Raw genomic sequence first — 14824 nt, forward strand, 5'->3', positions numbered from 1 at the left:
ACGGCGTACGCCGAAACGCGTGGGGCATGCCCGGTTCCGCACGTCGAGAATCACGAACCCGGCTTCTTCGTAGCTCTCCGATACGCGGATGTGGTTCGTATCGTGACCGACCAGTCCGAGTGGACCGCGAAGTACGGCATCGGACCACGTTTCCAGCGGGGCGTCGGATTCAACACCGACGGCCCGGAGCACATGAAATTCCGTCGCGCAGTGATGGCAGGCCTGGGCGTCAAGCAGGTGAAAGCACTCGAACCGGTCATCAAGGAACTGGCCGACGACTTGCTTACCCGGATGGAAGCCCACGGACCGGGTGACTTCCACGAGCTGTTCGCCGGACCGCTGCCCGTCCTCGTGGCCGCTCGCCTCCTCGGAATCGAGGGTGACGTGGGGCGCTTCAAGGACCTTTCCGACGCGCTGATGGCGGAAGGGATGAACAGCAATGATCCTGCCGAATTCCTTCGAATCCTCGAAGAGCTCGACGCCTACTGGGAGGGGCAACTCGCGCCGCGCAAGGAAGCACTCGCGAAGGTCGAGAACCCGGGACCCGAGCACCTGGGCGATGTTGTGCCGGACGACCTCATGTCCATGCTGCTCGTGATTCGCGGGGAGGACGGACGACAGCTCACGGACTACGAGGTGTCGAACTCCTTGATGAACCTTCTCCTCGCAGGCAACGAGACCACGATCTCGTTGCTCACCAACGTGGTCTGGCGATTGCTGGAGAAGCCCGAACGGTGGGCCGCCGTTGTCGCGGACAGGGACCTGGTCGACGTTGCTATCGAAGAAAGCCTGCGTTTCGACCCGCCGGTGCTCGGGATGTTCCGAACGAGCGTGCAGCAGACGGAATTGAGCGGGACCGAAATTCCGGAGAAGACCCGGGTCATGGCAACCTACGGATCCGCAAACCGTGATCCCGAAATGTTCTCCGAGCCCGACGAATTCCGTCTCGGCCGCCCGCGGGACGAACTGCGGCGTCACATCGCCTTCGGTAAGGGCGCACATGCTTGCCCCGGTGCGGCGCTGTCCCGGCTGGAAGCGCGGATCGCCCTGAACGCACTACTCGACAAGTTCGAAGGACTGCGGTTGGACGGCGAATCGGAGCGAATCGAACCGTTCAATTTCTGGGGACGCAAGACTCTCCCCGTCACCTGGTAGAGCAGACAAGGAACGAAGACGATGAGTCTGCAACGTGAAGCCGTCTCGCAGTCGGATATCGGGCAGGTAGCACTGTGGCTTATGTGATCACTCAGGCGTGTTGCAACGACGTCTCGTGTGTCGAGGTCTGCCCGGTCAACTGCATCCACCCGACACCCGACGAAGCGCCGTTCGCGACGACGGAGATGCTCTACATCGATCCCGACACGTGCATCGACTGCGGGGCCTGTGTCGACGAGTGCCCGGTGGACGCGATCGCGGCGGACAACGAGCTCACGCCGGCGCAGGAACCGTATCTGGAGATCAATGCCGAGTACTACCGCCGCTATCCGATCGGACCGGACTGGCCCGAACTGCGGACCCGCCGCAAGCTCCCCGCCGAGGCGGGCACCTTGCGCGCGGCGATCGTCGGATCCGGGCCGGCGGCGTGTTACGCGGCGATGGATCTGGTGACGCACTCGGCCGTGCAGGTCGACATCTTCGACCGTCTGCCCACCCCCTACGGGCTCGTCCGGGCCGGGGTGGCCCCCGATCATCAGAGCACCAAAGGTGTCGGGGATGTGTTCCGCAGCGCCATCGGCCACAAGAACACCGCGTGCTATTTCAACGTCGAGGTGGGCACCCACATCACCCACGAGGAGCTGCTCGCCCACCACCACGCGGTGATCTACGCCGTCGGTGCCGCGAGCGATCGCCGGCTGGGTGTCCCGGGGGAGGATCTGGCCGGTTCGCACGCCGCGACCGAATTCGTCGCCTGGTACAACGGCCATCCGGATTTCGCCGACCGCACCTTCGACCTGTCGGCCCAACGGGCGGTGATCATCGGCAACGGCAACGTGGCGCTGGATGTGGCGCGAGCGCTGGTGGTGGATCCCGAGGATCTCGCCCGCACCGATATCGCCGAGCATGCGCTCGCCGCGTTGCGGGCCTCGAACATCCGTGAGGTGGTGGTGGTGGGCCGGCGCGGCCCGGCGCAGGCCGCCTACACCAACCCGGAACTGCTCGCGCTCGGGCAGCTGCCCGGGGTCGATGTGGTCGTCGACCCGGTCGAGGTGCAGCTCGATCCGGTCAGCCGCGCGTTGATCGACGATCCGGAGGTCGAACCCCGCCTGGCACTGAAGGTCCGGCAGGTCGAGGGGTTCGCCCAGCGCACCCCCATCGAGGGCAACAAGCGCATCGTGCTGCGGTTCCTCGCGTCGCCGGTGGAGATCTCCGGCGACGGGGCCGTCGAATCCGTCACCCTCGAACGCAACGAACTCGTCGAGGTCGACGGGCGTCTCGAGGCCCGTCCGACGGGCGACACCGAGACGATCGCGGCCGGTCTGGTGTTGCGGTCGATCGGGTATCGGGGGACCGCGCCGGCGGGTCTGCCCTTCGACGAGCGGCGCGGGGTCATCCCGAACGAGGGCGGTCGGGTGATCGATCCCGAGACCGGGGCGCCGGTGCCCGGTGTCTACACCGCGGGCTGGATCAAGCGGGGGCCGAGTGGGGTGATCGGCACCAACAAGCAGTGCTCGGCCGAGACGGTGGAGAAGATCCTCGACGATTTCGTCGCCGGCAGGCTGCCCGAGCCGGTCGCGGATCGGGAGAAGCTGGCGACGTTGGTCGCCGAGCGGCGCCCGGAGTATGTCGATTATCGGGGTTGGTTGCAGATCGACAAGCAGGAGAAGGCCCGCGGGTCGGCGGCGGGACGTTCGCGGCTGAAGTACGTGTCGATCGAGGAAATGCTCGCAGCCTCGAGGTCGGCGATGGTCGGCAGCGCGTAGGAAGACGCCGACCGTCCAGCTGTGTGACAGCAAGGGAAGGGTGACCGCGACTGCGGTCACCCTTCCCTTGCTTTTCGTCGGGCTCCTGATGGAGACAGACCGTCAGCGCAACAGTGGGGCGAGGCGGGTGGTGACCACCCGGACATGCTCGGCAACCATCTCCTCGGGCATGCCTCCGACCGAAGCCCACAGGTAGACGGTCTCGACGGGAGCGTCCTTCGTGAGCAGTCGAATTCGCTCGGCGATATCTTCCGGTGTGCCGAACCAGAAGTAGGAGAGTGGGCCGCGCGGTTCCCGGGACACCAGACGAGCGGGGTCGACCGGTTTCGGCAGCGGTTCACCGGTTCCCTCCACCATGTGACGGCGATAGGAATCCACCTGGTAAGCGATATAGGGAGCCACGAGCGGCCAGTCCCGCTCCGGATCCTCGGTGACCCAGCCTTGTATGCCCCCACCCATCCGGCCGATCGACGGATCGTGCCCCGCTTCGACCAGTCCCGCCTGGTAAGGGGCCCAACTCTCAGGATGCGGGGAGAGGAGCGGAGCGCCGAGGAGCCCCGCCCGGCGGGCTCCCTGCGGGCCGTGATAGCCCAGCCACACAGGGAGGGGGTCCTGAACGGGCCCGGGGGTGACACCGCCCTCCGACCAGAGTTTCCGTAGCTGCCGGACCATATCGTCGGTTCGGCCGTAGCGCGCCCGGTCGGACGCGCCGTACAGCTCGTATTCCGGTTTGCGATATCCCGCTCCGATGCCGAGGTCGAGCCGTCCGTCGGAGATCAAATCGACCAAGGCTGCCTGCTCTGCGACTTCGACGGGAGAGTGCAGTGGCGCAACCAGGATCGCGGTACCGAGCCGGGCACGGCGAGTGCGCGCCGCTGCTGCGGCAGCGAAGGTCAGTGGCTGGGTCAGATAACCGTCGTCGAACAGGTGATGTTCGGTGAACCACAGCGAGTCGGCACCGAGACGGTCGGCTTCTTCGCACATCTCGAGGGTGAACCCGTGCAGCCGCGCCGCGGACCCGTTTCGGTGAGGTGGGTTGCGCAGATCGAAATACAGACCGACCTCGGTCATGGTGTCCTCCCGTGAGCAGGCTTGGATGTCGGACCGGTGACGTTCGCAGGCCAGAAGGCCGACCACGACGCTTCTCGTCCCGGCAGGGCAGGTGGGCCTCCCACTCGCCAGCTGTCGAAATCGACTTCCTGTGGGTGCTCGTTCACATCTGCTGCATACCAGTGGTGTTCGATTCTCCGCTCGAACAACCATTCCTCACCGACGCGGCGATAGGTGTCGTCGTACCGAATAGCCATGACAATCCACCGATCGTCCACCTCGTGTTCGGCTCGGCAGTAGACGTGGCCGGTCGCAGTCTCCGGACCGTCGTCGCCGACGTCCGGTCCCAGTTCGATCCGATGCCCGCCGATGAAATGGATCGATCTGTAGAACCAGCGCAACTGGGCATCGATGAGATCGCGTAACGCGTCCCGTCCTGCTCCGTGCCGGCCGAGTTGCACGTCCTCGACGAACAGGGAGACCCACGCGTCGACGTCTCGTTGGTCGACTGCGAGGGCATAGCGGATCGGCAACTGGCTGATCTCGAAGCGTGCTTCCGCTCGGGCCAATCGGGCCGAATTCGCCGAATCCATCACTCGCCTCCGGTCAGCATCAGTGTGTCACCCGTCAGATATGCCAGGTCGTCGCTGACCAGTGCGACCACGGCGCGCCCGATATCGGTTTCCGGATCGCCCATCCGACGGAGTGGGAGTTGCTTGAGATGCTGTTCGAATCGTTCCGGTTGTTCGTCACGGAACTGGACAGCGGAAGGTGACAGGGCCGTGGGAACGACAACGTTGACCCGGATTCCGTAGCGACCCCATTCTCGGGCAGCGACGCGGGAGAGCCCCCGGATGCCTTCCTTGGCGATGGCATAGGCGCCGAACATCGGTGCGCCGTGGACAGCCGAACTGGACCCGAAGTTCACGATGGAGCCGCCTCCGCGCTCACGCAGCAGCGGCAGCGCTGCCTGCATCGCCCAGAGAGTCGCGAGTGGGCCGCTGCGCCATGAGGTCTCGACATCTTCGAGGGTGACGTCGGCCAACGGCCCTTTCGTCATGGACTGGGCGTTGTTGATCAGCGCATCCAATCCACCGAACCGTGTAGCGGTGGCGTCTACCGTGCGTGTGATCCGATCCTTGTCGGTGACATCGCACTCCAGGCTGATGGCCGTGCCGCCGAATTCGCCGATCTCTGCGGCGACGGCGTCGCACTTCGACAGCGTGCGGCCTGCCAGTGCCACCGAGGCGCCCTCACGGGCGAGGGCAAGCGCGATGCCGCGACCGATGCCCTGACCGGCACCGGTGACCAGCACGGCCTTTCCTGACAGACGACCTACCCGGTCGTTGGTGTGATTCGTTTCCACGAAAATCCTCTCGCATTACGATGTGCCCCCGATGCGTCGACAGTGCCGTGGCCACACAGCGGACCGACACCCGCCGGCATCAGTTCATGGTGGGTTGGTACATGACGGCACCGACGCCCGAGTCGATGGGGAGCGCAATCCCCGTGATGGCGGCGGCCCGAGGGGAAGCCAGGAAGGCGACGGCCTCCGCGACATCCTCGGCCTCGGCCATCCGGCGCAGCGGTAGTTGCGCCATGTACTGCCTGAACCGATCGGCGCCGAGGTACGCCTCGAACGCCGGTGTGTGCACGGCGCCGGGAACGATCGCGTTGACTCGGATACCGAATTCGCCGGCCTCGACCGCGGCTTCCCGGGTCAGGTGGATGACTCCGGCTTTGGCGGTCCCGTAGTAGGGGGCAACTCCGGCGACCTTGCGCACGCCGGCGGCCGAGGCCGTATTGATGATGACCCCGCGTCGTTTCGGAACCATGATCCGCAGCGCTGCGCGGACGCCGCGAAAGGTTGCACCGAGGTTTCCGTCCAGGCCGTGCTGCCAGGCACTGTCCTCGGTATCGATGATGGATCGGTTTCCGCCGAATCCCACATTGTTGTGCGCGATGTCGAGTCGTCCGTGATCGTCGGCCACTCGGTCGAACATCGAGTCGACGAATCCTGGTTCGGTGACGTCGCCGACGATCACATGCGCTCGGCCGCCGCGCTCCCCGATCTCCTGGGCGGTGGCCTCGGCGTGGTCGGCCGAGATGTCGTTGATCACGACCACCGCGCCTTTCGCGGCCAGCAGTGCGGCGGTTGCCTTGCCGATTCCGGAGCCTGCCCCCGTGATCAGTGCGACCTGGTCGATGAATTCGTGCTCCACGTGATCTCACTCCTGTCAATCGACTGGCGGTCGGCTTGTTGCTCGAACGCGGGAATAGGCGGACGTCGGCCGTTCAGTGTTCTTCGGTGGTAGTTCAGTTCGCGCGCAACGCGATTCCCTGAGCATTGAAGAACAATCCGCCTGGCGTCAGCAGAGCGGAAGCAGCGTGGGGCGCCTGTCGCTTCCCGGATTCGCCGCGAAGTTGCAGTACCGCTTCGCGCAGGTGACCGGCGCCCTGGGTTCCGCCTTCGGAAAGGCTGCCGCCGTGCGGATTGATCGGTACCTTGCCGTCGATCAGGACCCGGCCGCGACTGTCGTCCCAGTGTTCACGCAGGAAGTCCCCGGCCTCGCCCGGCTTGCAGAATCCATAGGATTCCAGGCAGTGCAGGGTGATGAGGGAAAACCCATCGTAGGGGAACAGTACGTCGAAGTCGTTGATGCCGAGGTCGCTACGGGCCAGAAGTGCGTTCGCGGAGATGCTCTGCCCGGTATGCTCCAGGCTCACGGTGAGGTGTTCCTCCGGGTGTGCAGTCAATCCCATGGACAGCGCGTGAATGGTCACCGGACGGTTGGGGCCGTCGGCGGCACGTTCGGCCGTGGTCACCACGAATGCGTCGGCGCCGTCGATCGGGACGTCCATGTCGTAGACGCACAGTGGCTCCCGGATCATCCGGCCGGCGAGGTAACCGTCCATGGTGAGCGGGTCGCGCATGACCGCCTCGGGGTTGTCCGCGGCGTTCGCGCGCCCGTTCAGTGCGACCAGACCGAAGTCCTGCCGCTTGCGGTCGTAGGTAGCGAGATAGCGCTCGGCCCAGGCGGCGTAACCGGTGGGGCCGAACATGCCGTACGGCTCGGATTCGGTGTGGCCGTCTCCGAGCATCGCCCGCCCGTCGGCAAGACCGACGGCGGCACGTTCGCGGAATGCTCCGCGGCCGAGCCGGTACACCGAGTGGTAGACCAGGACTGCGTTGGCGGTTCCCGACCACACCGCGTTCACGGCGGCGGTGAGGTGGTTACCGATCGGTGGTCTCGCGGTGGTCCAATAGGTGACGCTGGGTAGCCCGAGGGCCGAGGCCACGATCGCGGGATCGATGCCACCGGTGTGGAGCCCACCACCGACTACGCCGTCGATCTGATCCGCTGTCAGCCCGGCATCTCGGATGGCGCGGGTGGCTGCCTCCAGAACCATCGTCAGTTCGGTGACGTTCCGGTCGCGGGCGTAGGGGGAGCGTCCGAGTCCGGTGACAGCGACGCGATCCTTCATCGGATTACGTTGCGGAAGGATATTCATCGGGCGTTCTCCTTCTCCGTGACCGTACGGAAAGCGGGCCACGGTGCGCCGTCGCGCTCGATCCACGTGAGTTCCACGGGCTGTCCGATTCGCTGCAGGGTTTCCGGTGAGTCGACCAGCGGAGCCACGATCCGCAGGCCTGGTTGTTCTGTCAGCTCGATCGCGGCGAGCGGCCAGGGGGTGGTGTAGTCCACGACGGGCGGACCTTGATACAGCCGGGTCAGCAGGTGAATGGTTCCGCTGCCCTGTACGGGGCGGACTACGACCTCGCTCGACCAGCAGGACGGACAGATCGGCCGTAACGGGGTGTGCCACTGTTCGCACTGTGGGCACCAACCGGCGCGCAGTTCCTGCAGCAACAGGCCCCGGTAGTACTCGATATTGCTCTGATCCAGTCGGATCCGCGGAAAGCGTTCGAAGACGGTCTCTGTCGTAGGGTTTTCGTCGTTCCCCTCGACGACCTTGGCGGAGTCGCCGGCTGGTGTGGGTTCAGCGGCCATTCGTGTTCCTGATTCTCGTTGAAGGCGTTGTCGATCGGCCACCTGGCGTGCATGCGCGGTGTCGATGACCGCTGCGGCCATTGAGGGCTGGTTCGCTGTCTGAGCCGGCCCGGAGTGTGTATCAGGCGCGGACGTTGTCCCCACCCGGGTAGCCGCCGCCACCGAACATCCCGTCGAGCGCCTCGTAGTCTTTGACACCGTCGCGCTTGGGTATCTCGCTCACGAACTCCACCGTGCGTGGCTTCTTGTAGGAGGCGATACGTTCGCGGCAGTGCTCGATCAATTCCTCCGCGGTGACCGCAGATCCCTCGACAAGCGCCACGACTGCCTTCACCGACTGGGTGAACTGCGGATCGGGTACGCCGATCAGTGCGGCTTCACGTACCGCGGGGTGCTGCTCGAGGCAGTTCTCGACCTCGACCGGATAGATGTTCTCCGCCGCGGACTTGATCATCCGAGTCATGGTGCCGAGGAAGTGTATGCTGCCGTCGGCCTCACGCCTGCCCAGATCGGTCGTGTGCCACCAGCCGTCGCGCATTCGCTGGGCATTGATCTCCGGGCGATTCCAGTAGCCGGCGTGCACGACGTCGCCTGCGACCACGATCTCCCCGGCTCCGCCGACCGGTTGTTCATGTCCTTCGCCGTCCACGATGCGGACGCGGGCAAGCGGGGAAGGACGGCCGGAGTTGCCCTGACCGCGTCCGCCGTGGCCGTTCACCACAGCCAGACCACTGACTTCGGTCTGGCCGAACCCACCGGGAGTGGAACCCCACGGCGTCGTGTCCTCGGCCAGCAGGCCGTTCCACAGAGGAGTGAACGGTCCGCCGCGCAGCCTGGACACGTCGTGCTTGTCGGGGTCGTACAGTTGCATCATCTGCACGATGGTGGGCGGCATCAAGAAGGCGGATGTCACGCCCTCGCGGGTGATGATCTCCAGTACCGCTTCGGCTTCGATTCTCGGGATAAAGACATTGGTGCCACCCTGCAGATAGACCGCCAAGGCGTCCCACTGGAAATTTCCGATGTGGAACAGCGGTCCGGAGTTGAGGAACACCGAATCGGAATCGGATCGGGTCAGATAGGACGACTCGTGCGCCATCGCCAGTAGGTTTCGGTGAGTCAGCATGGAGCCGTTCGGCCTGCCGCCGATGGCGGCGGTGTAGATCACCAGCAGTGGCAGGTCGACATCCACCGGCCCCCACGGGTCGTCGGCGCCCTGAGCGGTGAGCGCGCTCTCGTAGCTGTCCTTCCCTTCGGTATCGTGTTGCCACCACACCGGATCGCGCTGTGTCAGTTTGGATGCTGCGCGCACGGCATCACCGATCTCTTCGTCCTGCCATACGACGACTTTCGGATCGAAGTCGTCGATCACAAAGGCGAATTCCTCGTCCGACTGTCGCCAGTTCGCGGGGCACAGCATCGCACCGAGCTTCGCGCAGGCACCGAGCAGTTCGAAAACACGGAACGAGGTCTGCCCGAGCCAGAGCACCCGATCGCCTTCCGCGACTCCAGCCGCGTGCAGGGCATGAGCCGCCTGATTGATCCGGTCGTCGAATTCCGGCCAGGTCAGCCGGTTCCGGTCGTCGACAATGGCAGTGCCGGAGGGGTAGCTACGGCGATGTTCGCGTGAGATGTCGCCGAACGTGGTGGGGGTCACCGTCTTCTCCTTGCGTGGATAGGCGATCGGGGTGGGTCGGAACGGTCATACAGGTTCGAGTGCGCTCAGGACGAAGTCGTGTACCTGAGAGACAAGGTCGTCCTCGGAGCTCTGTGATGCGCTGCCGCCGGTGAGTAGGCCCCGGATCAGATTGCCGACGAGCATCGCCGCTCGTAGAGGATCACCATCGCGGAGTTCACCTCGGTTCATGCCGTGTCGGATGATCTCGGACAAGTATCGATCGCCGGCTCCGTAGAGCGCGGTGACCTGATCCGGCAGTAGCTCCATCAGGGTCTGGTCGAGGAACAGGCGGGCGCGTTGAGCGCGACGCTGGTGGTAGAGGATACCGATGTTGTATCGCAACCAGATTTCCAGTTGCTCCGCGGCCGATGCGTCGGGGTCGATTCGGTCTCGAAGCTGAGTTTCGACGAGTTGGACTTCGTCCTCCAATAGGGCCAAGAGCAGGTGTGCCTTGCTGGGGAAACGCCGATAGAAGTTGCTCGCCGAGGTGTTGGACGCGGTCAGAACCTGCCGCACTTTCAGGGAGCGGAAGTGGGAGCGTTCGAGTACCCACCAGGCGGCGTCGAGGATGCGTCGAGTCTCAGGATCACGGATCGGCCGCGGGAGGTCGCACATGGTGGCGGACTGCTGCACTTCGAACTCCTGCTCGTCAAGCATGCCCAACTCTTAATTCACTTAATAATTCTACTGCATGAGGGTGGAGGTGCGCGAGTGTCGATCCGAATGCGGTTTCCGGCGGAGGATGCTGCGATGGAAGACCGAGGACGTGAACGCTGTCGGTGCAGGCACACTCGTGACGATCGTGTGCGAGACGAAGCGGGGCGTCCGATCTGCGCGCTCGTGCGGGCAACGATCCGGTTTCGTTGTCCTGTAATTACTTTTGTGCTTGCGACGAGTGTCCGTCAGTGATCTTCGGGTGCGTTTTCGGCGACCCTGGCGCGCAGGCCGTCGATGAGAGTTTCGATACCGAAGGTGTAGTAATCGGCGCCGTGCAAACCTGCCAGGTGCGGTGTCACCTGCGCGAGAGCCGGCGGTAGGTCGGCGGTATCGTGTGGGACATCGGCCGTTGCGACCTGGTATCGACCGAAGAGGTAGGTGTGGATCATTGCGTATGACAACAGCACCTGCGGTTCTCGCAGGCCGGCGCTCAGCAGGATGGACATGAAGGCGTCGAGCAGCCTGCGATCGGCATGCAACATGCGCTGCAGCAGCAGGCCGGCGATACCGGGATTCCGTCGTAGCTGGGAATCGATGCCGTCGATGAGCAGGCGCAATCTCGCGTCCCATGAGCCGGCAGCCTCGTCCGGAATCCGAACGTCGGCCAGCGTGCGGCGGGCGACCAGGTCGAGTAGCTCCCGCTTGTCTGCGACGTAGGAGTAGGCGGCCATCTGGGAGCGGCCGAGTTGCTGGGAGAGACGTCGCATCGAAAGCGCGTCCAGCCCCTCGGCTCTGATGACTTCCAGGGCGGCATCCACGATCTGGTCTTCGGTAAGGGAGGGAGGACGACCCCGGCCTTTTCGAGGCGGAGTTGCGGACCCGTCAGCGGCCGGATGGTCGTTCGAACCCACCTGGAAGATCATACGCATGCCACCGTTCGAAAGAGTCGGGTACTCCCCGGGGCGTCTTCCCTCGCCTTCATACGCCCAGCCGCTCCAGGAGTCGCTCGTGCGACAGCGCAGGGCCCCCGAGGAGTAGGTCGGTGTATCGTGCGCGCGTCGTGATGGTGTCGACCACGGTAGCGTCGAGATCGGGAGCGACCGAGGTGAGTCGCAGTGCTACCTGGCGGACGGCGTTCGAACAGCCGATGTGCGCCATCGCCGCGGCCACGGAGGCGGCATTCGGGTCGTCCCCGCCCTGATGCTTCACTGCGCGGTACCACAGTGCCGTCGCGCAGGCCCGGAGCAGTTCGAGTTCTGCCAGCTTGCGGGTGTATCCGCGCCATGACTCGCTGTCGGTGGCTGCGGGCAGGACCTCGGAGAGGCATTTGAGGGCTCGGTCCACGAGGCCCATCTGTTCGGCTGCGAGTACGGTCGCTGCTCTGTCGACTGTGCGGTTCATGATCAGGCCTCCCGCGCCCTCGCGGCCGATCAGGGTAGCGGGCGTGTCCTCGAAGCCGACCCGTGCAAGAGGGCGCGTCGGGTCGATGGAGTCGAGGGACTCGATCGTGATGCCGGGGGCATCGTGTTGCACCAGGTACAGCGAGGGTCCGCCGACAGTGCGGGCGACCACGAAGAGGGTGCCCGCGGTATCGGCGCTGGGGACGTACCACTTCTCACCGGTGAGTTGCCAGCCGCCGTCGGCGGCCTTTGCTCGGGTTCGCACCAGTGCCGGATCCCAGGAGCCCGTCTTCTCTGCCGCCGCCAACGTGGACCGGTGCACGTCGACGCTGTCGTCGATCGGGAGCCCGCGATGGTGTATGCCTGGGCACCGAGGCCGGCGGCGGCGAAATAGTCGCGGTCGGCGAGGGTGTAACCGGCGGAGTAACCCACTCGGGCGAGGCCGGCGGCTGATCCGCTGAACGCTTTTTCTTCCCACCTGTCCTCCGGCAGGACCGCCGACAGTGATTCGTTGCGCTCGATCACTTGGCCGGTGACGTCGACGGCGAGGGTGTCCAGTGCGCGAGAGGCTTCGGCGGTGAGTGCGTCGGTTGCCTCCACCAGCGGGAGTAGCGAGTCACGGAAAGCGTTGTCGGCATCGACCAGCAGTCGTGGGCCGAGGACCTCGGCGACGAACTCGCCGGTGGCCGCGAGCACTCGGGACTCGGCTGCTTCCAGGACCGGGGCGGGGCAGCCGACTTCGCCGACCCGCAATTCGCGCACGGCGGTGAGTCCGGTGACCAGTTCGCCGAGCGTGCGCCGTAGTGCTCGATCGTCCCAGGTCCAGGTGGATCGCATCAGCGCGGACAAGGTCTCTTCGTTGAGGCTTTCGAGGTACTTGTCGCGCTGTTCGCGAGTAAGAGCCTTGTTACCGATTGTCGGTTCCATCGCGCCTCCCGGGCATCTCGTACGTTCTCTCTTCACAGAATGACTTATTTTCGTTACGCTGTAAAGTATGTAGTGGGTCGATGCTCACAGCGGCGCGGCCCCGAAGTCACTCGATCCGAGGAGGGACCCATGACCAAGGCGATTTCAGCAGTTCAGGATCAGCAGGAAGAGGAGAAGATCTGGGCGCATTCCGGAGACTCCCATCTGATGGAGCCGGAGGATCTGTGGACCTCCCGCCTGCCCAAGCGCTTGGCGGACCGCGCGCCGCGCTCGGAGCGCGGTGAGAAGTACGAGATCGTCTATATCGATGGAATGCAGATCGACCGTCAGCTGAACGACTTCATGGATGCCATGCGTCCCCCGGGGTTCAAGGACCTGAACATTCGTCTGCAGGATCTGGACCGGGAAGGTGTGCGCAACCAGCTTGCGTTCCCATCTATGGGATTCTGGGTCAACAACATTCGTGATCCCGAGCTCGAGGTTGCGGTTGCCCGCGCCTGGAACGACTGGGCCATGGAAGACGTCATGGGCAAGCAGGATCGGATCTTCGCCCCGGCCATCGTGCCTCTGCAGAGGGTGGAAGACGCGGTGGCCGAGGCCGAGCGCGCTGCCGAGATGGGGTTCCGGGCCCTCTACTTCCCGTGTGGGATCGATGACGACCGGGCGTGGGGCCTCGACCTCTGGGAGCCGTTGTGGACCGTGGCGGAGGAGCTGAAGCTTCCCCTGTGCTGGCATATCGGTACCGGTGCGGCCAACATCGTCTACCGCGGCCCGGGCGGCGCGGTGGTCAACTACATGGAGACTACCTATCCGGGAATGCGGGTGATCACGCATCTGGTGGCGGGCGGCGCGCTGGATCGGCACCCTGATCTGAAGGTACTCGTGGCCGAGGGTGGCGCCGGTTGGGTGCCCGCCATCGGGGACCGGATGGACGAGGGTTATCGCCAGCACGGAATGTTCGTTCGGCCGAGGCTCTCGCGACTGCCCAGCGAGATCATCCGCCAGCAGGTGTACGCCTCGTTCCAGCACGACATCAGCGCTGTGCAGGTGATCGAGGACACAAACTACGACAATGTGCTGTGGGGCGATGACTACCCGCACCTCGAGGGTACCTACGGGCACACTCAGCAGACGCTGCACACCGTCTTCGACGACGTCGATGTGAAGATCCGCGATCGGGTGCTTCAGGGTGCCTTCGAGGAGCTCTTTCCGGTTCTCTGAGGATGACTGCCACCCGCGGGCACGTAGTCACGGCGCCCGCGGGTCGCAGCCATAGCGTTGAGACCTTGCTGCTTGCTCGTGGATCTGCCTGGACCACGGGCTTTCCCTGCCGAAAGGGCTTCAGTGACCGACACCGGAAACGACGACCTCGCCCGAAACGCAACGCCTACCGCGACGGTCAGCACCGACCCGTCCTCACCTTTGTACGCACCCACATCGCCGCAGGGAGTGCGGTTGTGTCACGGTTGCCGGCGCTTGAACCGATGCCGGTTGGGCATCGAAAGCGAGCACCTCGACGGTGACGGCGTGGTGGTGAGCCGAGTGGTGTGCGGGCCCGAGGAAGAAGGTGGTCCGCAGGTGGCCCATGGGGGCTGGACGGCAGGCGTGATGGACGAACTGGTGGGCCACACCCTCATGATGAACAACGAGTTCGGCGTCACGGGAACGCTCACTGTCAAGTTCGTACGGCCGGTGCCGATCGACTGGGCGCTGATCGGCCGCGCCTGGATCGTCAGGCGGGAGAACCGCAAGGTCTTCGTCCAGGCAACGCTCGAGCTGGAGAGTTCGGCAGCGATCGTCGCCGAGGCGGACGCAGTCATGATCAAGCGGCCCGAGACGCATTTCGAATCCCACTACGCATGGCTGGAAAGCCAGGGCAACCCATCTACCTAGATCACGAAGTTGCCGTACCGCTTCCCGGTCGGACTGCTCTGATGTTGCTCCCTCGAGCAAGTGTGGTCGCGAGCAGAGACCTACGAGTGACCGGGTCGTGAGGGATTACGGTTCTCTGTCCACCCTGCTCGGGGAGGTAGGGCGGTACGGGCCTGTCGTACCGACACCTGCGGCCTGCACGACCGTCGACCATGAAATCGTTTCCGGGCACTCGTTACCGATGTATGCATGTGGTCCGGGCGGCCGTAAAGCGGTGGAACACCGTTCCCGTCCATGGGTCTATAC

General features: G+C 64.8%; 14 protein-coding genes. 4 read left to right on the forward strand and 10 right to left on the reverse strand.

All coding sequences use genetic code 11. The annotated features are described in order from the left end of the window. Positions 1 to 102 precede the first annotated feature (102 nt). Entirely contained in the window at positions 103 to 1155 is a 1053-nt protein-coding gene (locus tag ISO16_RS19835; RefSeq protein WP_230304396.1) for a cytochrome P450, read from the forward strand. A 74-nt stretch (positions 1156 to 1229) separates the two neighbouring features. Next, on the forward strand, positions 1230 to 2921 hold the full coding sequence (locus ISO16_RS19840; protein WP_072634096.1) for an FAD-dependent oxidoreductase: 1692 nt from the start codon (positions 1230 to 1232) through the stop codon (positions 2919 to 2921). Between the two features lie 102 nt (positions 2922 to 3023). Here the strand turns inward: ISO16_RS19840 and ISO16_RS19845 are convergent, their stop codons facing one another. The 10 genes from ISO16_RS19845 to ISO16_RS19890 form a co-directional block, all read right to left on the reverse strand. After that, positions 3024 to 3992 (reverse strand): LLM class flavin-dependent oxidoreductase, encoded by a 969-nt coding sequence (locus ISO16_RS19845; protein ID WP_072634097.1) that lies wholly within the window; start codon positions 3990 to 3992, stop codon positions 3024 to 3026. After that, a complete protein-coding gene (locus tag ISO16_RS19850) occupies positions 3989 to 4564 on the reverse strand; it encodes a nuclear transport factor 2 family protein (RefSeq protein WP_072634098.1) in 576 nt (191 codons plus the stop codon). Before ISO16_RS19850 ends, ISO16_RS19845 begins: the two co-directional genes overlap by 4 nt. Next, positions 4564 to 5337, reverse strand: coding sequence for an SDR family NAD(P)-dependent oxidoreductase (locus ISO16_RS19855; protein WP_072634099.1), 774 nt, complete (start codon positions 5335 to 5337; stop codon positions 4564 to 4566). Before ISO16_RS19855 ends, ISO16_RS19850 begins: the two co-directional genes overlap by 1 nt. Before the next feature lie 79 nt (positions 5338 to 5416). After that, positions 5417 to 6193 carry an SDR family NAD(P)-dependent oxidoreductase gene (locus tag ISO16_RS19860; protein ID WP_072634100.1) on the reverse strand — a complete coding sequence of 259 codons (777 nt, stop codon included), beginning with the start codon at positions 6191 to 6193 and terminating at the stop codon, positions 5417 to 5419. Between the two features lie 94 nt (positions 6194 to 6287). Continuing rightward, positions 6288 to 7457 (reverse strand): thiolase family protein, encoded by a 1170-nt coding sequence (locus ISO16_RS19865; protein ID WP_072634101.1) that lies wholly within the window; start codon positions 7455 to 7457, stop codon positions 6288 to 6290. Between the two features lie 23 nt (positions 7458 to 7480). Beyond that, on the reverse strand, positions 7481 to 8065 hold the full coding sequence (locus ISO16_RS19870) for a Zn-ribbon domain-containing OB-fold protein (protein WP_206003397.1): 585 nt from the start codon (positions 8063 to 8065) through the stop codon (positions 7481 to 7483). A gap of 40 nt (positions 8066 to 8105) precedes the next feature. Continuing rightward, a complete protein-coding gene (locus tag ISO16_RS19875; RefSeq protein ID WP_072634103.1) occupies positions 8106 to 9641 on the reverse strand; it encodes an AMP-binding protein in 1536 nt (511 codons plus the stop codon). Positions 9642 to 9686: 45 nt separating this feature from the next. Beyond that, positions 9687 to 10319, reverse strand: coding sequence for a TetR/AcrR family transcriptional regulator (locus tag ISO16_RS19880; protein WP_139310937.1), 633 nt, complete (start codon positions 10317 to 10319; stop codon positions 9687 to 9689). Between the two features lie 245 nt (positions 10320 to 10564). Next, the gene (locus tag ISO16_RS19885; RefSeq protein WP_230304397.1) at positions 10565 to 11230 is read right to left on the reverse strand and encodes a TetR/AcrR family transcriptional regulator; all 666 of its coding nucleotides are present in this window, start codon (positions 11228 to 11230) and stop codon (positions 10565 to 10567) included. A 67-nt stretch (positions 11231 to 11297) separates the two neighbouring features. Beyond that, the gene (locus ISO16_RS19890) at positions 11298 to 12026 is read right to left on the reverse strand and encodes an acyl-CoA dehydrogenase family protein (RefSeq protein ID WP_195886172.1); all 729 of its coding nucleotides are present in this window, start codon (positions 12024 to 12026) and stop codon (positions 11298 to 11300) included. 749 nt (positions 12027 to 12775) lie between these two features. Between ISO16_RS19890 and ISO16_RS19895 the strand changes: the two genes are divergently transcribed. After that, positions 12776 to 13867 carry an amidohydrolase family protein gene (locus tag ISO16_RS19895; protein WP_072634105.1) on the forward strand — a complete coding sequence of 364 codons (1092 nt, stop codon included), beginning with the start codon at positions 12776 to 12778 and terminating at the stop codon, positions 13865 to 13867. A 270-nt stretch (positions 13868 to 14137) separates the two neighbouring features. Next, positions 14138 to 14539, forward strand: a complete 402-nt coding sequence (locus tag ISO16_RS19900; protein ID WP_230304398.1) for a PaaI family thioesterase — start codon at positions 14138 to 14140, stop codon at positions 14537 to 14539. Positions 14540 to 14824: the final 285 nt, after the last annotated feature.

This window comes from Rhodococcus sp. M8, from assembly GCF_015654185.1.
GTDB classification, from domain to species: Bacteria; Actinomycetota; Actinomycetes; order Mycobacteriales; family Mycobacteriaceae; genus Rhodococcus; species Rhodococcus aetherivorans.